We start from the raw sequence: 22039 nt of genomic DNA, 5'->3' as shown, positions 1-22039 counted from the left end.
GCCACGCGCGGACGTAGAGTCCAGGTACCGTTCCGTCCACCCTCCGGGCGGGCCTCTCGGGCCGTGCCTCCGGGGAGACAGCAGAGGTCCTCATGTGCACCGTCATCGTCGGATTCGATCCCGGCGCCGACACACCACTCGTCGTCGCGGCGCTCCGGGACGAGATGTCCCTCCGGCCCTGGGACCCGCCAGCGCGCCACTGGCCCGACCGGCCCGCGCTGGTCGGCGGGCGCGACCTCACGGCGGGGGGAACCTGGCTGGCGGTGAACCCCGGCCGCCCCCGGATGGCCGCCGTGCTCAACGGATGGCCCCGGGACGGGAGCATGCCCTGGGAGGGCGTGTACCCGGCGAGCCGGGGGGAGCTGCCGCTGCGCGCCCTCGCGCACCCGGCACGGGACCCGCTCCAGGGGGAGGACCCCACCTGGTACGCGCCCTTCCACCTGCTGGACGCCGACGCCCACAGGGTCGGCCTGCACAGCTGGGACGGGCGGTGCGTGGACACGAGGCCGCTGCCCGCGGGGGTGAGCATCGTGGTGAACACCGGCCTGGACCCGCAGGACCCCAGGGCGGCGCGCCACACGCCGGCGTTCGCGGCCACACGGCCCGACCCGGCGAACCTGGCCGCCGCGAAGGGGGTCGAGGAGGTGTGGGGCGAGTGGCCCCGCCTCATCACCGAGGCCGCCGGCGCGACCCCCCGTTCCGTGGGCGCCGACGGCTCGGGCGACCCGTCGGGCCTGGTGGCGCGGGCGGACCTGGGGGAGGGGCGGATCTGGGCCACGGGTTCGGTGACGCTGGTCGCGCTGGACCGGGAGACGGTCCGCTACGCCTTCACGGACGCCCCCGCCGACGCCGGGGCGTGGCGGATGGTCGAGGTGTGAGGGGCCGTCGCCGCCCCGGCGCCCGGGGCGGCGACGGGCCGCGGAGTGAAACCTCGGTGAAGGATTCCCGCAACGGGGTGTTTACAGGAGGTCGGCCGCTGGCTACTCTCATGGGAGCGTTCCCAAATGACTTGGGTCACATTCTTTCGGCATCCCCCTTCCCCCTGACATCCCCCTCCCCCCACACCCCTCGCCCGGCGTCGCCCCATGGTGGTCGGGTTTCCTTCGCCTGCCGTTTGGGAGCGCTCCCACACCCCCCGGCGCATCGCGCCCCTGCCAGTACGAGGTCGTCATGCCCCGCGCACCTCCGTCCCCGTCCACGTCTGAGCGGACCCCACGCAACCGTCGCCCGCACCCCGGTCGACACTCCGCATGCTCCTTTTGGCCACCCCCCTCCATGAGGAAGAAGACGACATGAGCAGGATCCACCGTGGCGCGAGCACACGCTCGCGGACACGACGAGGCCTCGCCGCGGCCTCGGCCCTCGTACTCGGCACCACCTTGGCACTCCTTCCCACCACGCCCGCGAGCGCCGCTCCGGGCTGTGAGGTGGACTACCAGGTCAACGACTGGGGCTCCGGTTTCACCGCGAGCGTCGAGATCACCAACCTGGGAACCGCCCTCAACGGCTGGACCCTCGACTGGTCCTTCCCCGGAAACCAGCAGGTCACGAACCTGTGGAACGGTACGCACACCCAGTCGGGGCAGGACGTGTCGGTGACCGCGGCCGGTCACAACTCGTCGATCTCCACGAACGGGACCGTCTCCTTCGGGTTCAACGCCTCCTACTCCGGGAGCAACGCCGCACCCTCGGACTTCGCCCTCAACGGCGTGCTGTGCGACGGATCGGTCGACCCCGGTCCAGGACCCGACCCGGACCCGGACCCCGACCCGGAACCGGGGGACCGCGTGGACAATCCGTATGAGGGCGCGGATGTGTACGTGAACCCGATCTGGTCGGCCAACGCCGCGGCCGAGCCCGGCGGGGACGCGATCTCCGACCAGCCCACGGGTGTGTGGCTGGACCAGATCAGCGCGATCGAGGGCAACGACAGCCCGACCACGGGGTCGATGGGCCTGCGCGAGCACCTGGACGAGGCGGTGGTCCAGGCCGCGGGCGAGCCCCTGGTCTTCCAGGTGGTGATCTACAACCTGCCCGGCCGCGACTGCGCGGCGCTGGCCTCCAACGGCGAGCTGGGTCCGGACGAGATCGACCGGTACAAGGAGGAGTACATCGATCCGATCGCGGAGATCCTGGCCGACCCGGCCTACGCGGACCTGCGGATCGTGACGACGGTGGAGATCGACTCGCTGCCCAACCTGGTCACGAACGTGTCCCCGCGCGAGACGGCCACGCCCGAGTGCGACGAGATGCTGGCCAACGGCAACTACGTGGAGGGTGTGGGCTACGCCCTGGCGCAGCTGGGCGCGATCGACAACGTCTACAACTACGTGGACGCGGGCCACCACGGCTGGATCGGCTGGGCCGACAACTTCACGGCGTCGGCGGCGCTGTTCTACGAGGCGGCCAACACCGCGGGCGCTTCGCCGGACGACGTGCACGGGTTCATCGCGAACACGGCCAACTACTCGGCGCTGGTGGAGGACAACTTCTCGATCGGCCAGACGATCGCGGGTACGCCGGTGCGGCAGTCGCAGTGGGTGGACTGGAACCAGTTCACCGACGAGCTGTCCTACGCCCAGGCACTGCGCGAGGAGCTGGTCTCGCAGGGGTTCGCCTCCGACATCGGGATGCTGATCGACACCTCCCGCAACGGCTGGGGCGGCCCGGACCGCCCCACGGGCCCCGGCCCCGAGACCAGCGTGGACGCCTATGTGGACGGGGGCCGCTACGACCGGCGGATCCAGTCGGGCAACTGGTGCAACCAGTCGGGTGCGGGGCTGGGCGAGCGCCCGCAGGCCTCTCCCGAGGCGGGCATCGACGCCTATGTGTGGATGAAGCCCCCGGGTGAGTCGGACGGCTCCAGCGAGCTGATCCCCAACCCCGAGGGCAAGGGTTTCGACCGCATGTGCGACCCGACCTACGAGGGCAACCCCCGCAACGGGAACAACATGAGCGGCGCGCTGGCCGACGCCCCGATCTCGGGCCACTGGTTCTCGGCCCAGTTCCAGGAGCTGCTGGACAACGCCTACCCGCCGTTGAACTGACGCCCCCCGTCTCCCCGGCGTGCGCCGCGGGGGACCGCTGAACAGGACGCCCGTCCGCTCACCGAGCGGGCGGGCGTCCGCCACGGGAACCCCGGGCGGAGCACGGGGCGCGGCTCACGCGGACCCGGGGGCCGGTCCGCCGCTGGAGGCGCGCGCGACGAACTCGAAGCCCAGGACCTCGTGCACGGGCTCGTCGTCCACGGTGCGGCCCGCGAGGATCTCCACCACGCGCCGCGCCATGGCCTCCGTGGGCTGCTGCACCGTGGTCAGGGCGGGGATCGACACCAGGCAGTTGCGGGTGCCGTCGAACCCCACGACGGCCAGGTCGTCGGGGACCGCCAGCCCCGCCCGGTGGGCCGCGTACAGGACGCCGAAGGCCTGTTCGTCGGTGGTGCAGTAGACGGCGCGCGGCCGGTCCGCCCCGCTCAGCAGTGCGTAGGCGGACTCCGCGGCGTCGTGCCGTGAGATCTCCGAGCGGATCGTCCACGCCCGCACGCCCTCCGCGCCGGCGACCGCCCTGTCGAAGCCCGCGCGGTGCTGCCGCGCGCCGGTGGACTCGACCGGGCCGTTCAGCAGCACGATGCTCCCGTAGCCGTGCGCCAGGAGGTGCTCGGTGGCCCGCTGGGCGGCGGCCTCGTAGTCGATGGTGATCGACGAGGCGCGTTCGCGGTCCGAGATCGGGTGCAGGGCGACGACGGGGATGCCGGCCTCGAAGAACTCGCCGAGGTCGGGTTCGTCGCACACCGAGACCAGTACGACCGAGTCGACCTTGCGCTCGACGAGCGAGCGGGTGTGGCGGCGCTCCTGCTCCGCCGACAGCGCCGAGTCGGCGATGAGCAGCAGGTTGCCCCTGACCCCCGCGGCGTCCTCGATGGCGCGGGCCAGTTCCGCGAAGTAGGGGTTGCAGATGTCGGGCACGATCAGCCCGATGGAGTGCGTCCGGCCGCTGGAGAGCGAGCGCGCCAGCGCGTTCGGCCGGTAGCCGAGCTCGGCCGCCGCGTCGAGGACCTTCTGCCGGGTCGCCGGGGCCACCCCGCGCGGTCCGTCGTTGAACACGTAGGAGACCACGGCGGTGGAGGTGCCCGCCCGTCGCGCGACGTCCCGTGCTGTCGCCATGCGGCACCAGTCCCTTCCCGTTTCCCTAGCGTGAGGGTAGCCGTCCCCGCGTGCGTCCCGGGCGCGGGGGCGCCCGGAGGGCGCCGGGTCACGAATCGGGCCCACGACCTTGTCATTTACCGTTCACATGAGGTTTGCTAGCTTATATCTAAGCGCATAGATCGCTGACTTCCCGGTGAAGGCCTCCGCGACCCAGCAGTGCCGTGCGAGCCGGAACCCGCCTCGAAAGGTCACCGTCCATGAGAAAACGACAGAGAGTCCTGGCGTCCGTCGCCGGAGCGGCATCCCTGGCACTGATCGCGGCCTGCTCCCCGGGCTCCGGTGACGGGGGCGGGGACGGGACGATCCAGTTCCTCGGTCCGGAGGACCCGGCCTTCTTCGAGCCCCTCATCGAGGCCTTCGAGGCCTCCCACGAGGGCTACACCGTCGAGTACACCCAGGTGCCCTTCGACCAGTACAACAGCACGGTCCAGCAGCGGCTCTCCGCGGGCGACGAGTCCATCGACGTCTACGCGGTCGACCAGCCCCGCGTGCCGTGGATGGCCGCCCAGGGGCTCCTGGAGGACCTCTCCGACCTGGAGGACCGCGCCCGCGAGGCCACCACCGAGGGCCAGTACTCCACCGGGATCCACCAGGACAAGCTCTGGGCCCTGCCCGTGTGGAACTCCACCCAGCTGATGTTCGTCAACCAGGACGCCCTCGCCGCCGCCGACGTCGAGGGGCCGGGCTCCGACCCCTCCGAGCGCTGGACGTGGGAGCAGACCGCGGAGGCGGCCGAGGCGGCCCAGGAGGCCGGCACCGAGTGGGGCCTGCTCCTGGAGCAGACCGACTTCTACTACCAGCTCCAGCCGCTCATGGAGTCCAAGGGCGGCGGGAGCGGGGTCGTCGGCGAGGACATGCTCGACCAGGACGTCGCCAACGCCGAGTGGGTCGAGGCCATGGAGTGGTTCGGTGCGACCTTCGAGGACGGGCTCTCCCCGCGCGGCGTCGGCACCTTCGAGACCAGCCCCCTCTTCTCCGGCGGGGACGTCGCCTTCTTCGTCGGCGGCCCCTGGGACCTGGGGGAGTTCGCCGACTCCGACGTGGACTGGACGGTCGCGCCGATGCCCTACTTCGAGGGCGGCGAGGAGGTCACCCCCTCCGGGTCGTGGTCCTGGGGCGTCAACCCCGCCTCGCAGGCCAAGGACGCCGCACGCCTGTTCCTGGAGTACGCGGCGCTGGACCCCGCCGGCAACCTCGCCAGCACCGAGCGCCAGACGATCATCCCGGCCAACACCGAGGCCGCCGAGGAGTACCTGCCGCGCATGGACGCCCTGGCGGGCGAACGGAGCGCCGGAGCCGCCGACCTCATCTCCCACGAGGTGGCCAACACCGGGGTGGTGCGGCCCGTCACGGTCGGCTACGCCCAGTTCGAGGAGGTCATGAACACGGCCTTCGCGGACATCCGCAACGGCTCCGACGCCGCGTCCAGGCTGGAGCAGGCCGGGGAGCAGCTCGAAGACGCCTGGGCCCCGCTGCGATGAGCGGCCCCTCCACACGGGCCGGGGACGGCGGGCGGGCCGTGAGCGCCCGCCCCCGGCCCGGGCACTACCGGCGCCCGTGGTGGCGCGGGACCGCGGCGGTCGCGCTCGCGTTCCTGCTGCCCTCGCTGGTGGCGCTCACCCTCCTGCGGCTGCTGCCCGGCGCGACGGCCCTCTGGGAGAGCCTGCACCACACGTCCCTGCTGTCCGGCAGGAGCTTCGTCGGCCTCGGCAACTACCTCGACCTGTTCGCCAACGCCGACTTCCGCGGTGCGGTGGCGGTGACCCTGCTCTTCACCCTGGTGGTGAACCCGCTGCAGGTGGCGGTCTCCGTCGCCCTGGCGGTGCTGTACACGCGCCGCCGCATGGCCGGCTCCAAGGTGTGGCGGGCACTGGTGATCCTGCCGATCGCCACCCCGCCCGCGGTCTCCGCCGTGGTCTGGAGCGTGATCTTCCGCCCCGAGGGCGGGCTCGCCAACGCCCTGCTGGCGGTGGTCGGGCTGCCCCCTCAGGGGTTCCTGACCTCGCCCGACCAGGCGCTGGCGTCGATTATCGTCCTGCTGTCGTGGATCGGCGTCGGCTACTGGATGCTGTTCCTCATCGCGGGGATCAACGACATCCCGGCCGAGCTCTACGAGGCGGCGGAGCTGGACGGGGCGTCGCCGGTGCGCGCGTTCTTCGGCGTCACCCTGCCGATGCTGCGCAGGCCGCTCTCGTTCGTCCTGGTCGCGGCCACCGTCTCCAACCTGCTGGTCTTCGCGCCCGTGCAGATCCTCACCGGGGGCGGGCCGGAGGGGTCCACGAACCTCCTCATGTACGACATCTACTCCCGCGCCTACTCGCTCGGCGACATGGGGCGCGCCCAGGCGGAGGTGGTCGTGCTGGTGGTGATCACCCTCGTGATCGTCGCCGTCCAGTTCCGCATGCTGCGAAGTGAGGACTGAGCGATGCCGACGAACACCTCCTCCGCCCCCGGGGCGCCGGCCGCCCGGGCGGACCGCCCCGCCGGGCGGACACGGCGGCGCCCCCGCACGCGGAGGGCCCTGATCACCGCCACGGGCGCCGTGGTGGGACTCGTCTTCGTGGTCCCCCTGCTCTGGGTGCTCACCAACTCCCTCAGGCCGAGCGCCGACACGTTCCGCTTCCTGTCGCCGATCGGCTGGGAGACCTTCCTGACCCTGACACCGGCCCTCGACAACTACACGGCCCTGGTGGGGACGGGCCTGGGCCGGGGCATCCTCAACTCGCTGCTCATCAGCGCGGTCACGGTCGTGGTGGGACTGGTGCTGTGCGCCACGGCCGCGTTCGGGCTCTCCGCGCTGCGGTTCCGCGGCCAGGGCGCGGTGTTCGCGGTGATCGTGGTCAGCTTCCTGATCCCGTTCGACGCGATCGCCATCCCGCTCGCGGACCTGTTCCGCGACTGGAACCTCCAGAACACCTTCACCGGGCTGATCCTGCCCGGCCTCGGCAACGGCATGGCGATCTTCATGCTGCGCAACTTCTTCCTCGCCGTCCCGGAGGAACTGGTGGAGGCCGGCCGCCTGGACGGCCTCAGCTGGTGGGGCGTGTTCTGGCGGATCTACCTGCCCCTGTCCAGACCCGCGCTCATGGGGGCGGGCCTGATGCTGTTCCTGTTCCAGTGGCAGGCCTACGTGTGGCCGCTGCTCATGGGGACGGACGCCGAGCACGTCGTCGGCCCCGTCGCCCTGGCCAACATGCAGGGCCAGTTCAGCGTGGACTACGGCCTGATGTTCGCCGGGTCCGTGGTGCTGATCCTGGTGCCGCTGGTCGTGATCCTCTCCCTCCAGAAGTACTTCATCCAGTCCGTCTCGACCTCGGGGCTCAAGTGAGCCCGTCGAACCACACGAAAGGCTCCTCCATGCCCGCCGCCCCTACCGCCCGCGCCGTCGTCCTGGACACCGACATCGGGACGGACGTGGACGACGCCATGGCGCTCGCCCTGCTCCTCGGACTGCCGGGGGTGGACCTGCTCGGGGTCGCGACGGTGTACGGGGACACGGTGCTGCGCGCGCGGCTGGCCCGGCGCTACGGCGCCCTGGCCGGGTTCGACCTGCCCGTGCGCGCCGGGGAGGGGACGCCGCTCTCCGGCCGCGAGGTGTGGTGGGCGGGGCACGAGGGGTCGCTGCACACGGGACTGGACGGGGAGGCCTACGAGGACGGGGCCGCCGTCGAGTGGCTGGTCCGCACGGTGGCCGAGCGGCCCGGGGAGGTCGACGTCCTCGCCATCGGCCCGCTGACCAACATCGCCCTGGCCCTGGAGGCCGATCCGCGCTTCGCGGAGAACGTGCGCACCCTGTGGGTGATGGGCGGCGCGTTCGACGACGTCGAGAGGACCGAGCACAACTTCCGCAGCGACGCCCGGGCCGCTCACCTGGTGTTCTCCTCGGGCATCCGCGCCGTGGTCACCGGCCTGGAGGTCACGCGCAGGGTGAAGGTGCTGGAGCCGCACCTGCGCCGTCTCGGGGCCGCGGGCGCGCTCGGCGGCGCGCTGGCCGCCGACATCGACCAGTGGTGGAAGTTCTGGGACGAGCAGTGGAACGTCCCCCACGACCCGGTGGCGGTCCTGAGCATGGTCAGACCGGAGCTGTTCACCCTCTCCGAGCCGGGCACGGTCCTGATCGAGACGGAGGGGGAGGACGCCGGGGCGAGCGTCTTCAGGCCGGGCGACGGCGGCCGGACCCGCCTGGTCCGGGACCTGGACACGGCCGCGGTCCCGGAGGAGATCGTACGGGGGATCGTCGCGGCGGGAACCGGGCGCGAGCCGGCGGCGACGGGGGCCTGAAGCCCCCCGGGAGCCCCGAGCGGTTCCGCGCGCGGGCGGCGGCCTCAGGCCGCCCCGAGGGCCTCGGCCAGGTCGTCGAGGCCCTTCGCCTCCAGGTCGAACGCGTCGGCCGCCCCGGGCGGGTCCCCGACGGGGCGTTCGACGTAGGCGGTCCTCATGCCCACCGCCTGGGCGCCCCGGAGGTCCCAGGCGTGGGCGGCGACCATGAGCAGGCGTTCGGGGGCGCAGCCCGCGTTGGCGACCGCGAGCCGGTAGACGTTGGGGCGGGGCTTGTAGCTGCGCGCCTCCTCGGCCGAGAGCACCTGGTGCCAGCGCAGGCCGGCGTGTGCGCCGATGCGGGTGAGCGCCGCGCGGCTCGCGTTCGACAGACCCACCACCGGGAAGCGGGAGGCGATCCTGTCCAGTGCCCGGACGGAGTCCGGCCAGGGGTCCAGCCGCTGTCCGGAGGCCGCCAGCGAGCGGATCGCTTCGGCGTCGCCGACACCGGCCCGGGCCGCCACGCGCGTCGCCGCCTCCAGGTCGAGCACCGTGCTGTCGGTGTAGGCGCGGCGGCCCGCGAGGATCTCCCGCTGCTGCTCCTCCACGTGTCCGTGCCACAGCGCGGCGAGCTCGCCCAACCCGGCCTCGTCGGTGTCCGGGAGCAGTGCGCGCAGGCCGCGCCTGATACCGGCGGGTTCGTCGACCATGGTCCCGAGGATGTCGAAGACGACCGCGTCGATGTCGGGGTGGGGTGTCACGGGGGTCGCTCCTGGGCGTCTCGGCCCGCACGGTCCGGCGCGCGGGGCCCCGTCGGAAGGGGCGCGGGATCCGGCGCTCCGCCGGGTTCGCGGGCGAGCATAGTGCGCCGGACCCCCCGTGTCAGGCGCGTTTTCCGGACCCGCCCGGACGCTGCCGGTCCCCGGCCGGGAGCGGCCTCGTGTTCTCCGCTCCTGGAGGCACAGGCTCCGGGCGGCCCGCCGCGCCTTCGCGGGTCCACCGCGCGACCCTGCGTCGATCCCCTTCGCCCCCGGTCCACGCGACCGGCCGGAGAGGGGCACGGCCGCCCGGCCTCCGTCGCCACGGGGAGGCGGATCGGGCCTCTGGCCGCGAGGAACCCGCGGGCCCCGGAAAATGGCTCGACGGCGGCGCGGAGCCCTGCCACAGTGACGCGGTATGACGAACCCGGAGCTTCTGACCGCCGCGGACGTGCGGCTCATGCAGGGCCTGGCGCAGCGTGTCACCGCCGTCCGCCCGGACCTGGTGAACAGCGACGCGTCGTTCGGCGAGCTGGCGTGGAACTGGGGCAGGGGGCACGCCGCCCTCGGCGCGAGCTGGCGCCGTCGGCTGTGGTCCTCCGGCGGGGAGCTGGTGGCGTGGGGCTGGGCCCACCTGCCGCGCCGCGTGGAGCTGAGCGACGGGTCGGTGAAGGACGTCACCGGCGCCTATCTGGCGTACCAGGTGCATCCCGACCACGCGGGGCTGGTCGACGAGGTGATCGACTGGTACGACACCACGGCGGCCGGTCTCGAGCGCTCCGTGCTGCCGGGAGCCGCCGACGGGTTCGCCCTGGGGAGGTGGACGGAGCACGGGTACGCGACCGATCCGGCCTCCCTCGGCGACACGGGGGACTGGACCCAGCTCAACGTGCGGGACCTCGCCGACGTGGAGCAGCCCGTGCTCCCGGCCGGATACCGGTTCCGCACCGCCGACGAGGCCGGGCCGGAGGCCGCGGTCCGGGCCCACCTGGACGCCTGGGCCCCCTCGGCGTACACGGCCGAGGGCTACCGGGGCGTCCGGCGGACGGACGGGTACCGCGGCGACCTGCACCTCCTGGTGGAGGCGCCGGACGGGACGATGGCGGCCTCGGCCCTCATGTGGCTCGACGAGGCGAACAGGACCGTCGAGTTCGAGCCCGTCGGAACGCATCCGGACCACCGGCGCCTGGGACTGGGAAGGGCGATGCTCCTGCACGGCATGCTTCTGGCGCGGGCGGCCGGGGCCGTGCAGGCGACGGTCGCCTGTCTGGGCGCGCCGGGGCATCCCGCGGCGCGCGGACTGTACTACAGCGTCGGGTTCCGGGAGTTCACACGGGACGCGCCGCTCGTCAAGGCCGGGACCGCCGGCTGAGGAGCGCCCGTTCGGGCGACGGCGCGGGGGCACGGGCCCCCGCGCGGCACGCCGGAGTCGCGGCCCCGGTTCAGGGGGACCCGTCGCGCCCGTGCAGCAGGCAGAACTCGTTGCCCTCCGGGTCGGCCAGCACCGTCCACCGTGCGTCCTCGGGCTGTCCCACGTCCACCTTCACCGCACCCAGTCCCATCAGCCTCTCCAGCTCCTGGGCCACCGTCAGTCCGCCCGTGACCCTCAGGTCCAGGTGCAGGCGGTTCTTGACGGTCTTGCGCTCGGGCACGGGAAACACGTCGATCCCGATCCCGGCGTCCTCGGACGGGGCGAGGACGATCCCGTCCTCCTCCTCTTCCACGATCGGCCAGTCCAGGACACGGCTCCAGAACCCGGCCACGGTCCTGACGTCGATCGCGTCGATGGCGACCACTGCGATTCGGCTTCCCATGGCCGGGACCCTACAGGACGGCCCCGCGGACCGGTCGCGCGCTTCCCCGGCGTTCCCGGGGCGGACCCGCCCCCGGGCCCCCTCGCCCAGCCGCGCCTCGCGCACGGCGTCGGCGACGAGGACCCGGTTCGGGGCGTCCAGCTCGGCCGTCACCCGGCCCACGACCGCCTTGACGCTGCCGACGCCGGTGACCCGCGACGCCGTCATCGTGGACGTCTCCGGGGCCGGCCCGACCGTGGCCACCCTCGTGTTCACGGCCGCCGACTTCTCGTACGCGATCCCCACGTGCTTCGCCTACCGGATCAGCCCGGGCATGATCGTCCCCGACGCGGTCTACCCGGACCCTGCGCAGGCCCTCACCGCGGGCCGGGCGGTGACGGTCCTGTTCCTCGTGCTGCCGCCGGCGGCCGACCTCGCGGTCGTCACGCGCCGCCGGTACCTGCGCCGACACGGGTCCGCCGTGCGACGGCGGACCGGCCCGGGGACGTGCCCGGGCCGGTCCGCCCGTGCGGCGCGGCGGTGCGCCCCGGCCCGCGGCACACCGCCGGGAGCCGGGATCAGCGCCCGGTCGCCCCGTCGATCTGCTCGCGGAGGATGTCGGCATGGCCGGCGTGGCGGCCGGTCTCCTCGATCATGTGGACGAGGGCCCACCGGACGCTGGGGGCGGGACGGCCCGGCCGCGTCCGGGGGAGCGGGGCGCCGAGGTCGGCGCACCCGTCGAGAACGGCGTTCGCGCGCTCGACCGTCCTCTCGTAGCGGGCGACGACGTCGGCCACGCTGTCCTCGGGCGCGGCCCGGAACGTCGCCTGCCAGTCGGGGACCTCCTGCCCGAGGAACATCGCGCCCTCGACCGAGGCGAGGTGGCCGAGCAGGCCGAGCAGGTTCGTGCCGGAGGGAACCCTGGCCGACCGGACCTGCGGTTCGGGGGCGCCGGCGACCTTCGCGGCCATCGAGGCCCGCAGGTAGTCGAGGAACCCGCGCAGGACCTCGGCCTCGCCGCCGCCGGTCCGCGGCGGAGGGGTGTCGCCGCGGCGGGCGCGGCGGTGGAGGGTGGGCACGGTGGCCTCCTTCGTCGGGGGAGCGGTTTCAGGCACCGGGTCAGGCGGTGCGGCGGACGATCAGGACGTGGTCGGTGACCTCGGCGGTGCGCCCGTCCGGACCCGTCGCGACCCGGCGGGGGGCGTCGGCCCGCTCGACCGTCCACGACGCCGGATCCAGGGCGATGTCCTCGGCGACCTCCTGCGGGGACGGGAACCGGGTGTCGGGGTCCTGGTTCCACGACCACGGCGCGACCGAACCGTGGTCCACGACCAGGAGCCGCCCGCCCGGACGCAGCGCGTGCGCCGCCGAGCGCAGGACGGCCGCCCGGTCCAGGGCGAAGAAGGTCTGGAGGTAGTGGGCGCTGACCAGGTCGAACCGGCCCTCCGGGAAGGACGCGTCCAGGTCGTGCCGCTCGGCGGTGACCAGGTCGCCCAGTCCGCGTGAGCGGGCGAGGTCGGTGAGGCGCTCGACCGCCACGGCCGAGATGTCCACGGCGGTGACCCGCCACCCGCGCCGGGCGAGCCACAGGGCGTCACCGCCGCCTCCGCACCCCAGGTCCAGCACGCGGCCGGGCGGCAGGTCCGCGACCGCCTCGGTGAGGCGGACGTTGGGCCGAGGGTCGGTGGCCGCGGGGCGGGACGCGTGGATCCCGTCCCAGAACGTGACCGCGTCGGTGGTGTTCACAGGGGCTCCTTCTGTCGGTATGCGCCCAGTCTCACCGCACCCACCACGATCTGGCACGAAAAATTGCGGTTCTGGCAATATGGCGGGATGGACCGTGAAACAGAAGACGTTCTCGACGTGGTGGGGCCCCGGCTGCGCGCGCTGCGCCGCGAGCGCGGCATCACCCTCGCCGACCTCGCCGCGACGACCGGGGTCTCGGAGAGCACACTGTCCCGGCTGGAGAGCGGTCGGCGCCGGGCGACCCTGGAGCTGCTGCTGCCCCTGGCCCGCACCTACGACGTCCCCCTGGACGTCTTGGTCGGAGCCCCGCGCACCGGGGACCCCCGGATCCACCTGAAGCCGATCCGCCGGTTCGGGATGGTCTTCGTGCCGCTGTCCAGGCGGCCGGGCGGCACGCAGGCGTTCAAGATGGTCATCCCCGCCGTGCCCGCCCCGCTCGAACCGAAACCGCAGACCCACGAGGGGTTCGAGTGGCTGTACGTGCTCGACGGGCGCCTGCGGCTCGTGCTCGGTGAGCGGGACCTGACACTGTCGCCCGGCGAGGTGGCCGAGTTCGACACGTCCCAGCCGCACTGGCTGGGCAGCGCCGACGGCGGCGCGGTCGAGCTCCTCATCCTGTTCGACCTGCAGGGGGTGCGTGCGCACGTGCGCACGGGTTCCGCGTCCCAGGGCAGTTGAGGTGTGGGCGGGGCAGAGGCCCGGCGCGGTCCGGGGCCGGGACGAACGCCCGGGTGGGCGCCTCCGGCCTCCCCGCTCCCGGGGGCCGGGCACGGCTCGGGCCCGCTCCGCGGCTCACACCGGTCCGGAGCGGGCCCGATCACCGCTCAGGAGAAGAACCCCGCGACGCCCCGTCCGGCCGCGACCGCGGTCCGGCACCAGTCCATGCAGGACTCGGCGGCGTGCAGGACGGAGGGGTCCAGGGCGGCCTTGCCCTCCTCGGAGGCCGCCTCCCACTGTTCGAGGGCCTTCCGGCACTCGGTGGTGCTCCACTCGCCGTAGCACGGCTCGAACTCGGGCGCGGGGAGGGGCGAGGGCACGCGGCCGAAACCGAACTCCTCGACGCCGACGGCCGTCACACCCAGCTCCGCCAGGCCCTGGTCGACCGTCTCCAGCCACCCCGACCTCATGGGGCTGAAGTCGTTGTTGAACAGGGCGCGGCCGTGGAACTCGCAGATCCACTTGTAGGCGTATCCGTACAGGAAGCCGTACTGCTCGTCGAAGGGGCCGCCCTCGATGACCGCGCGGATCGCGTCGCGGATGGAGGGGCCGCCCGCGTCGGCGACGTGGGAGAACTGGTCGTCGAAGCCGCTCAGGTGCTGCTTGAACCGGCCGCCGATCATCCGGCGGAGCTTGTCGTCCTTCGACCCCACGGAACCGTGCAGGACGTCGAGGTCGACCACGTATGTCGTCAGCGAGTAGCTCATGGCGGGGAAGCTATCGCCCGGCGACGACATCGGGGAGCGGAGGACGGCGCCGGAGGTCTCCGGGGGACGGGGGAGCGAGCCCGTGCCGGTGACGCCCGTCCCCGTAGGCGCGCTGTGTCCCATGCCGGTCCTCCTCGTCCTCTCCTGCGGCCCGCCGGGGTCGGCCCGGTCCCGGCGCCGGATCCGGTGTCGGCTCCGGTGTCGGCTCCGGTCAGTCCCGCGCGGTGGCGGTGTCGGTCTTGACCAGGCGCTTGGTGGAACGGCGGAAGGCCCAGACGACGGCGACGGCGGCCAGGGCGGTCAGGGGGAAGCCGGTCACGGTGTCGGCGATGGCCAGGCCGGCGGTGGAGTCGGCGACGTAGAGCCACTGGCGGACGATGAACCGGCCGGCGAAGACCGCGGTGACGGCGAGGGTCGCCAGGTCGTGGACGAGCAGGGTGGGGCGGTCCTCGCGCCAGGGGTGGGCGCCGCCGTGGACGGCGTTCCAGATGACGCCGGTGAGCGGGCGGCGCACCAGGAGGGAGAGGAGCGTGACGACCCCTCCGGCGAAGGAGGCCCAGATCCCGATGAGGAAGAAGTCGTTGGCCGATCCGGTCATGGCGGAGACGCCTCCGGCGGCCGCGACGCCGAACACCCCGCCCAGCGCGGACATGAGCTTCTCGCCGCGCCACATCCGGAAGACGGCCAGGACGGCGGCGATGGCGATCGCGGTGCCGATGGCGGCCATGAGCGACATGAAGGGAACAGCGAGGGCGAAGGCCACGACAGGCAGGGTCGTGTAGACCATCCCGGAGGGGCCGCCCATCCCGTCGAGCACGGCCTGCTTCACGTCCACCGGCTGCTCCGGGGCGGTGGCCCCGGCGGTGCGGCCGGGCTCGGGGGCGGGGGTCGAGGTGGGGCCGGGGGCGGTCTCGTGGGTGAGGCCGGTGTCGAGGTCCTTGGCTGCGGTCATCGCGTCCTCCCGGTGGGTCTGTGGTGAGTGGTCCTGTGCCGCTGTGGGACCAGTCAAAACCGTGCCGTTGCGGCACGGTCAACCTCTGCCTCACGAGAAGTTCCCGGGCGCGACGGTGAGTGACGACCTCTCCGGGTTCCTGATCTGCGGAGATTCCGTGCGATGGAAAAATCGAACTTTCCGTCGCTCCCTGACGGTTCTCCGCCGCGTCCGTGTCGGGGAGCCTGTCCTTTCGGCGGGCGGCGGACCGTGGGGAGGGTGTTGCCCGCGCTCGGAAAGCGGGGGAGCCGGGAGGCGCTTTCTCCACCCCGCTCTGAGCCGCCCGGGAGACCCGGTCACCCCGGGGTGTGGGGGCGCCGCGGTCCATCCCCACGTGCGTGGGGCGCTCCGGAACGACCTCTGCCACGTCGAACGACAGTTCGGTCCATCCCCACGTGCGTGGGGCTCACCGTCCTCCGGGACCATGTCGCCAGCAGCGGCGGCGGTCCATCCCCACGTGCGTGGGGCTCACAGCCGCGTCTTGACCAGGCCGGGGACCGGTTCCGGTCCATCCCCACGTGCGTGGGGCTCACCACTTAACGACCTGCGAAAACGCAGGGCGTTATCTTGGCGTTACCAACCCTCCGGGAGTTCCGTCCACTCATCGTTGTCCCCTTCGTCCGGCAGGGCGGTGAACTGGATCAGTTGCAGTCCGTCGAAGTCCACCACCTGACGACGGCGTTCTCCCGCTGTCAGGACGACGAAACCCTGTTCGTTGTCCGCCGTGTGCAGGCATACCGCGGCTCCCTCACCCACCGTGTCGCTCACGGCGGTCCACAGCTTCTCCCGCACGCGCGCGCTCATCGTCCCGACGTACAGGCCTGCTTTCGGCTCCACCATCCACCGGGACAGAGCCCCCCGGACACGGTCCGGAACGGCCGTCGTCGAGATCACCACCATCGTCCCCATCAGGCGCCGTCCTCGGCGTAGTTCACACCACCAGCCACGGTTCCCGAGCCGGGGTCCCACAGGTCCACGACCTTCCACCGGTCGGGCACGGTGCTCTCCTCCTCGGCGTCCAGGTCCGGGTCGAGGAGTTGTTGGACGTCGCGCACGATCCGCGGGATCAGCCGGTACAGGCGCAGTTCGCTCCGCAGCCGGAAGCGGGCGGTGCTGTCCGGAGTGCCGGAGTCGTGCAGGGAGAACGCCAGAGGGATCGTCGTCTCGGCCTTGTAGAGGTCCGCGATGTCGTACACGAAGGAGTGCTGCTTCCCCGTGTGCACGAACCCCAGCGCGGGCGAGCACCCCAGGTGGGCGATGACGGAGTGCACCACCCCGTAGAGCGCTGCGTTTCCCGCTGACAGCGCCTTGTTGACCGGGTTCTGCTCGTCCCACGACTCGGGGTCGTAGTTGCGCTTGAACGGTTTCACCCTGTGCTTGGTGGCCAACTGCCGGTACAGCGCTTTCATGCGCTGCCCCTCCAGGGCGCGCAGGCGTTCGACCCCCGTCCCTTCCTCCACGTCCTCCCCGAACCGCAGGGAGTACATGGCGCGCGCGACCTCGAGCCGTCGGGTGACGTCGGAGTAGGCGTCCACCTGCCGGTCCAACCACAGGGTGGTGCGGGCCTGGGGGACCAGGCTCCCGTAGTGCAGTACGCCGCCCGCTCCCGACGCAACGACGGTCGTCCCGTGCCGCATGAAGGTGGCCAGGGCCGGAGCGGTGATCGACGTCCCCGGCCCCAGCAGGACGCATGCCAGCGCCGCCGTCGGGATCGGCACCCGGTGCACGGATCCCGGCCCCGCGGCGACCTCCGCGCACACCCCCGTGTCGGTCTGGACGACCCTGCAGATGTCCACGTACAGGAACGACAGGTTGTCCGAGACCCGGGGGAGCATCGCCAGGGTCGGCCTGGCCAGAGCCTTGCGGGCCGCTGCCTCACCGCCCACGGCGGTCACCTCCCCGCCGGGGCGAGGCTCAAAAGCCCGCAGCCGAAGGACTTCCCCCGTCCGACCCCGTTACGGACCGCCTCACGGAGCGCGTCGGGATCGCGGACGACCGCGTATCCGTCGAACCGGGTCACATGGATGCGGACTCCCCGCTTCCCGCTCCGGCCCCGGTCCAGGGCGGGAACCGCTCCCGTGCCGGAGACGTCGAGCAGGTCGAGCCCGTTCCGCTCCGCACGCTCCCGCCACCACTGTTCGGCCTGCTCGCCGAACAGCGGCCGCGTATAGGCACGGACCCCCGGCTTCGCGCGGTCCCCCAGGCGGTCGGCGTTCTTCTCCGACTTCCCCAACCGCTTGCTGGGCGCGGCCGCGATGCGGTACCGGACCTCCTCGCCCTTCTCCAACCCCTCCAGGAAGGGGGTCAGGTCCCGCTCGGCCACCGAACCGAACCCCTCGCCCAGGGCGTTCGCGTCCAGGGCGCCGGAACTCTGGACCAGGAGCACGGGGGCGCCCCGCGTCTCCTCCAGCCGGAACAGCAGCCCGGCGCGTCGGCGCGGGGACTCCACCCGTTCCTCTCCCAGGTCGCGTGAGGCCAGGCCGATGACGAGGCGGTGGAGTTCGCCGGCGCTCGTGAAACTGGACTGCGCCCGGCGCGAGGCCAGGTCCGGGACGATCTTCGTGAGCCAGGTCAACGGTGCTCCTTGACGTAGGCGAACAGGCGGTCTTGGTAGTCGCGCCAACCGCGCGAGACCAGGGCGACGGGCACGCGGACCGAGTCCACGCGCACCTCCCTGCTCGCGTACAGGCGCCTGAGGGAGGCGAAGGAGCGGGGGACGTCGTTGAGCGTCGTGCGGCTCCGCCCCGCGTCCCCTCCCGTTCTGGGGTCGTCGCCGTCCGCGCCCCCTTCCACCACGAGGTCCACGGGGACGGACTCCGCCCCCTCGGGCACACGCACACGGGGCAGCGGTACCCCGGTCCGCAGTTCCTCCACCGGGTCGGCGACGCCTCGCCGGAGCAGGAGCAGGGGGTCGGGAACGAAGGACCGCCTGCCCAGGTAGGTCTGCCAGTGCGGCGAGACGAGGGCGGCCCCGATGTCCTCGGTGCCCGGCCCGGTGACGGCGACGGTGAACACCGCGTCGGCGAGGAACGCCTTGCGGGTGACGATCGTGGTGGCGTTCTCCGGGCGGCGCTTGCCCTCGGCGGTGGGCACCGTCCGCTCGCGGGGCAGCCCGCCGCCGACCGTCTGGAAGTCGCTCATGCGCAGGCCCGGCGAGTCCACACGGACGGTCAGCCGGAGGGCGTCGTAGCGGTCCAGCGGTTCGTCCCGCCCCACGCCCTGCGCGGCGGCGAACATCCCCACCAGCCCCGACCGGCTGGGGTGGGGGAGGGTGTCCCGTTCGCCGAAGGCGCTGTGCTCTCCCCAGCTCTGCATGGGACCGGCGAGCCGCAGGAGCAGGCCGCTCACGGGCCGACCGGGCCGTAGGCGGCCGCCACGGCGGTCTCGACCAGGGCCGGGTACCCGGAGACGGCGGGCCCCAGGTTGTCGACCGGTTTGGCGTCGATCCCCGTGTGGCACTCGGCGACGACGGTGTCGGGCCACCACAGCTCCCGGAGCCGACCCGCGTACTCGGAGAGGCGGTCGCGTGAGACGGCCGCGAAACCCGACTCGCCCCGCACGGCCGCCTCGAAGGCGGGGGCGAACGACACCGGCCGGTCCGACCTCACCGCCACGTAGGCGAGATCGGGCAGGGTCGCTGCGGCGGTCGCGTTCTGTTTGCCGGAGGGGATCGTGGCCACGAACGCGCGGACGAACTCCGACACCAGCTCGCGCGCGGCGGCGGTGTCGCCGTCCAGGTTGCGCTCCAGGCCCGCGAGGTCGATGTTGGCGTAGCGGTAGAACGTGCCCGTGCTGAACTGGCTGGCGTTCATGTGGCCGCTGCCCCGGTCGTTGTCCTTGGGGACGTCGTCCACGGCGGTGAAGAAGTCGACCTCCACACTGGTGCCGTGGGTGGTGAAGGCGTGGGCGAACTGGACCGCGCCGTCGACCTCGGTGCTGGGAAGCTCGGCGAGCATCCTCCCGAACAGGTTGACCGTGGCGTTCCGGCTCCGGAGGACGGCGACGATGGGGTCGCTGGGGATGACGGCCTTGGGGGACTTCTTCGCCGACTCCTTGGCGATCGCCTCCCGGTGCTCGTCCGCGATGTCCGCGAGGGAGTCGATGGCGGACACGGGGAGGTAGAACAGCACGGAGGTGACCGGGGGCTCGCCCTCCTTCTCCTTCTCCAGCTTGATCCCTCCCTTGGCCGCCGACAGCACGATCTGGCGTGCTCCGTTCTCCGCCGACCCGGCGTCCCAACCGCGTGCCGAGAGCCGCTCGCAGATCTGGCCGGTGATGCGTCGTGTGCGCACGGCCGGGTCGCCGAGTCGGGCCTCGACCTGGTGGCGGACCACCCGCTTCCAGCTCTGGCTGGAGATCCGTGTGCGCTCGGCGCCGCCGTAGACGACCGTCTTGGGCGAGCCGAGGTCGTCGCGGTTGACGTTGGAGTAGGGAAGGGTCTGGAGGACGTGGACGTCCAGGAACTTCGGCGTGCTCATACGGTGCTGACCTCTTCGATGCTCTGTGTATCGGTCTGTGTGGAGTTCTGGGACGCGGCTTGCCGGGCCCGGCCGATCGCGCGGTGGAACCCCTGCGCCCACTCCTTGGCCACGTGGTCCCGCTCCCCGCCCCACCGGGCCAGGTCCAGGACGAGTCGGCCCCAGTCGGGTCGGACGCCCTTGGCGGTCGCGTGCGCCAGCAGCCTGGGGAGCTGCGCGTGCACGCCGTCCAGGGACTGGCGGCACAGCAGGTGAAGACGCTGCTCGGTGGTGTCGGCGTTGAGCCGGCCCTTCCCCACGGCCTCACCCAGGGTGGTGCCCAGGCCGCGGTCACGGGGCGGCGTTTCGCCCGTGTCCCCGGCAGCGGCGGGTTCGCCGACCGACGCGGGCGTGGCCGCGTCCTCGCCGCCCGGTGCCTCCGCGGGGGACTCGCCGGTGTGCTCCCGACCGTCGTCGGCCCCCGCCGAATCCCGGTCCCGCGCCTGGCGGGACTGGGCCGCGATGAGGGCCGCGACGGCGTAGAAGGCGCGTTCGACCGCTTCTCCCTGATCGGGGAACCGCCTGGGTCGCGCACGCTCGTGCAGGTCCCCGAGGTAGGGGGTGACGAACCCGTGGAGGGGCAGCATCGCCGGGTCCTCCACCCGGCGTCCCACTCCCCGGCGCAGGGTGGCCCGGACGGCCGGTTCGTCGGCGACACGCCTGGTGAGGTCGTGAGCCATACGGTCGGCCGCCCGGCGGATGTCGTGCTCGGTGGTACGCGTCATGCTGCGTCTTCCTCGTCGGTACGTGCGCGGGTCCAGCCGTCGAACAAGCGGCGGCGGTGCGATTCGACCGCCTTGGCGACCCGGGGGCGGAAACAGTAGGAGGAGGTCACCTCGTCGTAGGCGCGCAGCGCCAGGAGGATGAAGCCGTTGCCGGGCCCTGCGGAGTCCTCGTCCATCACGGTCCGCCAGAACAGGGTCTCCGCGGTCGACCAGTACCGGGCCGTCCCGGTACGGAGCCACGGCCCCGACCCGGTCTCGGTCCCGGCCGATCCGCCCGACGGACTGTTGCTCTCCTTCCAGGCTGAGATCAGAGCGTCTCGGAGGCGCCGCCCGGTGCGCTCGGCCGCGTCTCGGGTGGCCTTGACCCGGGTGAGCGCGAGGGTGTGGCCCTCGGCGGATTCCGATGACTCCTGCAACCACCGCAACACCGGCGGGGTGCCGGCGGTGAACCACTGCCGGTCGCGGGTCTGGCCGTCCTGGTCGAAACCGAAGGCGCGCAGACGCAACGACTCCCGCAGGTCGAGTGGGAGGTGGGCCCTGCTGGTGAGCTGGGTGAACAGTTCCGGTCGGAACCGCTCCCGGGTGCTCTCGGCCAGCAGCGACTCCAGGTCGCGCCACACCGCTCGGGAGGCGTCCGCGGGCCGGGCGTACCTGCGTCCGTCCTTGCTGGTCAAGTGGATGAGGTACGGGTCGGTGGGTGCTACCTGCCGTTCCCGGAGCGCCCAGGTGACATGGGCGTCCACGACCTGGGAGCCGTCGGCGCTCGGTGAGAGCAGCACCGCGTGTCGAGCCTGGTTGACGAGGACCCCGGCGGGTCCGCTGGATTCCTCGGGGAGTCCCAGGGGGTTCGGGAGGTCGGCGCGCTCCCAGGGGGCCGGTTCGGACTCGTCGTCCTCGTACTCCGACTCCTGGGGCAGGGGGATGTTGAGGACCAGGCTCTCGAACAGGTTGCGGCCCACGGGGTGGAAGGACACGGTGCCGCGCAGGGGGCCGGCCGTGCTGTTGGCCTCGGAACGCCCGTCGACCGTCCGCGAGGTACAGCGTCCCGAAGGGCCGTAGCCGAGGGTGGCGAGCAGGTGCCACGCGGCCTCGGCGGGTGTGAGCGGCACAGGGTCCAGGTCGTGGTGGTGGCCGCCGAGCCACACCTGGTTCTGTCCGGCGGTCCGGCCCCAGGCGAGCTTGTTGACCCCGGAGGACTTCGAGCACTCGTCCCGCAGCCGGGGGTCCTGGAGCCAGGGGCGCTCGGGGTGGAAAAGGTCGAAGCGCTCGCGGAGCGGGGCGAGGTAGGCGTCGACCCCGTCCTCCGGAAGGCGGCCGGTCCTCAGAACGTCGCGGCGCCGCTTCTGCCAGGCGGTGGCGCCCTCCGAGGTGTCCAGACGGGTGATCCGTGCGGTGACGAGTGCGAGCACGCGCCACAGCTGGGCGGAGGCCGGTGGGAGAGGGAGCTCGACGTCGGAGAACTCGTGTGCGCGGCAGAGGAGTTCGCGAAGGCCGACCGGGGGGCCAGCGGTGCCGTCGGGGAGGCGGACCGGCAGCCACGGCTCCGTGGTCAGGTCGAAGGAGGGGGACGTCACGTCGCTCCGTTGTGGTTCGAGGTTCCGTGTGGAACGTGCGTTCATGTCT

22 protein-coding genes and 1 CRISPR repeat array are annotated in these 22039 nt (G+C 72.7%); of the genes, 8 read left to right on the top strand and 14 right to left on the bottom strand.

What is annotated here, in order from left to right; translation table 11 throughout:
• The first annotated feature begins 92 nt into the window (after window positions 1–92).
• Window positions 93–878, top strand: a complete 786-nt coding sequence (locus ACIRPH_RS11555; protein ID WP_402912679.1) for an NRDE family protein — start codon at window positions 93–95, stop codon at window positions 876–878.
• A 414-nt stretch (window positions 879–1292) separates the two neighbouring features.
• Window positions 1293–3047, top strand: a complete 1755-nt coding sequence (locus tag ACIRPH_RS11550; protein WP_402912676.1) for a glycoside hydrolase family 6 protein — start codon at window positions 1293–1295, stop codon at window positions 3045–3047.
• A 114-nt stretch (window positions 3048–3161) separates the two neighbouring features.
• On the opposite strand, the gene ACIRPH_RS11545 is transcribed toward ACIRPH_RS11550, so the two are convergent.
• Window positions 3162–4163 (bottom strand): LacI family DNA-binding transcriptional regulator, encoded by a 1002-nt coding sequence (locus ACIRPH_RS11545; protein WP_402912675.1) that lies wholly within the window; start codon window positions 4161–4163, stop codon window positions 3162–3164.
• A 239-nt stretch (window positions 4164–4402) separates the two neighbouring features.
• On the opposite strand from ACIRPH_RS11545, the gene ACIRPH_RS11540 reads away from it, so the two are divergent.
• From ACIRPH_RS11540 to ACIRPH_RS11525, 4 genes are read left to right on the top strand one after another with little or no spacing between them, the layout of a single operon-like run.
• Window positions 4403–5686, top strand: coding sequence for an extracellular solute-binding protein (locus ACIRPH_RS11540; protein ID WP_402912672.1), 1284 nt, complete (start codon window positions 4403–4405; stop codon window positions 5684–5686).
• Between the two features lie 38 nt (window positions 5687–5724).
• Window positions 5725–6627, top strand: coding sequence for a carbohydrate ABC transporter permease (locus ACIRPH_RS11535; protein ID WP_402912669.1), 903 nt, complete (start codon window positions 5725–5727; stop codon window positions 6625–6627).
• 3 nt (window positions 6628–6630) lie between these two features.
• A complete protein-coding gene (locus ACIRPH_RS11530) occupies window positions 6631–7533 on the top strand; it encodes a carbohydrate ABC transporter permease (RefSeq protein WP_402912666.1) in 903 nt (300 codons plus the stop codon).
• 29 nt (window positions 7534–7562) lie between these two features.
• Window positions 7563–8486 (top strand): nucleoside hydrolase, encoded by a 924-nt coding sequence (locus ACIRPH_RS11525; protein WP_402912664.1) that lies wholly within the window; start codon window positions 7563–7565, stop codon window positions 8484–8486.
• Between the two features lie 44 nt (window positions 8487–8530).
• On the opposite strand, the gene ACIRPH_RS11520 is transcribed toward ACIRPH_RS11525, so the two are convergent.
• The gene (locus tag ACIRPH_RS11520; RefSeq protein WP_402912662.1) at window positions 8531–9223 is read right to left on the bottom strand and encodes a haloacid dehalogenase type II; all 693 of its coding nucleotides are present in this window, start codon (window positions 9221–9223) and stop codon (window positions 8531–8533) included.
• Between the two features lie 415 nt (window positions 9224–9638).
• On the opposite strand from ACIRPH_RS11520, the gene ACIRPH_RS11515 reads away from it, so the two are divergent.
• Complete coding sequence (locus ACIRPH_RS11515; protein WP_402912659.1) at window positions 9639–10592, top strand: GNAT family N-acetyltransferase; 954 nt, start codon at window positions 9639–9641, stop codon at window positions 10590–10592.
• Between the two features lie 70 nt (window positions 10593–10662).
• Here ACIRPH_RS11515 and ACIRPH_RS11510 read toward each other — a convergent pair whose 3' ends face one another.
• From ACIRPH_RS11510 to ACIRPH_RS11500, 3 genes are all read right to left on the bottom strand, one after another.
• Window positions 10663–11319: a VOC family protein gene (locus tag ACIRPH_RS11510; protein ID WP_402912656.1), complete on the bottom strand. Its 657-nt coding sequence runs from the start codon at window positions 11317–11319 to the stop codon at window positions 10663–10665.
• A 272-nt stretch (window positions 11320–11591) separates the two neighbouring features.
• Window positions 11592–12092 carry a DinB family protein gene (locus ACIRPH_RS11505; RefSeq protein WP_402912653.1) on the bottom strand — a complete coding sequence of 167 codons (501 nt, stop codon included), beginning with the start codon at window positions 12090–12092 and terminating at the stop codon, window positions 11592–11594.
• Between the two features lie 40 nt (window positions 12093–12132).
• Window positions 12133–12759, bottom strand: coding sequence for a class I SAM-dependent methyltransferase (locus tag ACIRPH_RS11500; RefSeq protein ID WP_402912651.1), 627 nt, complete (start codon window positions 12757–12759; stop codon window positions 12133–12135).
• Window positions 12760–12846: 87 nt separating this feature from the next.
• Between ACIRPH_RS11500 and ACIRPH_RS11495 the strand changes: the two genes are divergently transcribed.
• Window positions 12847–13437 (top strand): helix-turn-helix domain-containing protein, encoded by a 591-nt coding sequence (locus ACIRPH_RS11495; protein WP_402912649.1) that lies wholly within the window; start codon window positions 12847–12849, stop codon window positions 13435–13437.
• Window positions 13438–13583: 146 nt separating this feature from the next.
• On the opposite strand, the gene ACIRPH_RS11490 is transcribed toward ACIRPH_RS11495, so the two are convergent.
• The 9 genes from ACIRPH_RS11490 to casA form a co-directional block, all read right to left on the bottom strand.
• Window positions 13584–14183: a hypothetical protein gene (locus ACIRPH_RS11490; protein ID WP_402912647.1), complete on the bottom strand. Its 600-nt coding sequence runs from the start codon at window positions 14181–14183 to the stop codon at window positions 13584–13586.
• 211 nt (window positions 14184–14394) lie between these two features.
• On the bottom strand, window positions 14395–15135 hold the full coding sequence (locus ACIRPH_RS11485) for a DUF3159 domain-containing protein (RefSeq protein ID WP_402912645.1): 741 nt from the start codon (window positions 15133–15135) through the stop codon (window positions 14395–14397).
• 359 nt (window positions 15136–15494) lie between these two features.
• Window positions 15495–15708: direct repeats of the CRISPR family, unit length 29 nt; unit sequence CGGTCCATCCCCACGTGCGTGGGGCTCAC.
• 39 nt (window positions 15709–15747) lie between these two features.
• Entirely contained in the window at window positions 15748–16083 is a 336-nt protein-coding gene (cas2e, locus tag ACIRPH_RS11480; RefSeq protein WP_402912642.1) for a type I-E CRISPR-associated endoribonuclease Cas2e, read from the bottom strand.
• Window positions 16083–17060 (bottom strand): type I-E CRISPR-associated endonuclease Cas1e, encoded by a 978-nt coding sequence (cas1e, locus tag ACIRPH_RS11475; protein WP_402912640.1) that lies wholly within the window; start codon window positions 17058–17060, stop codon window positions 16083–16085. The genes cas2e and cas1e overlap by 1 nt, the downstream gene beginning before the upstream one ends.
• Before the next feature lie 5 nt (window positions 17061–17065).
• Complete coding sequence (cas6e, locus tag ACIRPH_RS11470; RefSeq protein ID WP_402912638.1) at window positions 17066–17749, bottom strand: type I-E CRISPR-associated protein Cas6/Cse3/CasE; 684 nt, start codon at window positions 17747–17749, stop codon at window positions 17066–17068.
• Window positions 17746–18522 (bottom strand): type I-E CRISPR-associated protein Cas5/CasD, encoded by a 777-nt coding sequence (gene cas5e, locus ACIRPH_RS11465; protein WP_402912636.1) that lies wholly within the window; start codon window positions 18520–18522, stop codon window positions 17746–17748. The genes cas6e and cas5e overlap by 4 nt, the downstream gene beginning before the upstream one ends.
• Window positions 18519–19652 carry a type I-E CRISPR-associated protein Cas7/Cse4/CasC gene (gene cas7e, locus ACIRPH_RS11460; RefSeq protein ID WP_402912633.1) on the bottom strand — a complete coding sequence of 378 codons (1134 nt, stop codon included), beginning with the start codon at window positions 19650–19652 and terminating at the stop codon, window positions 18519–18521. The genes cas5e and cas7e overlap by 4 nt, the downstream gene beginning before the upstream one ends.
• Window positions 19649–20416 (bottom strand): type I-E CRISPR-associated protein Cse2/CasB, encoded by a 768-nt coding sequence (locus tag ACIRPH_RS11455; RefSeq protein ID WP_402912631.1) that lies wholly within the window; start codon window positions 20414–20416, stop codon window positions 19649–19651. Before ACIRPH_RS11455 ends, cas7e begins: the two co-directional genes overlap by 4 nt.
• Entirely contained in the window at window positions 20413–21990 is a 1578-nt protein-coding gene (casA, locus tag ACIRPH_RS11450; RefSeq protein ID WP_402912628.1) for a type I-E CRISPR-associated protein Cse1/CasA, read from the bottom strand. Before casA ends, ACIRPH_RS11455 begins: the two co-directional genes overlap by 4 nt.
• Window positions 21991–22039: the final 49 nt, after the last annotated feature.

It is taken from the genome of Nocardiopsis sp. NPDC101807, from assembly GCF_044766605.1.
In the GTDB taxonomy this organism is placed as follows: domain Bacteria; phylum Actinomycetota; class Actinomycetes; order Streptosporangiales; family Streptosporangiaceae; genus Nocardiopsis; species Nocardiopsis tropica.
Note: the sequence above shows the minus strand (reverse complement) of the source record. Positions and strands in the feature narration are given on the sequence as shown.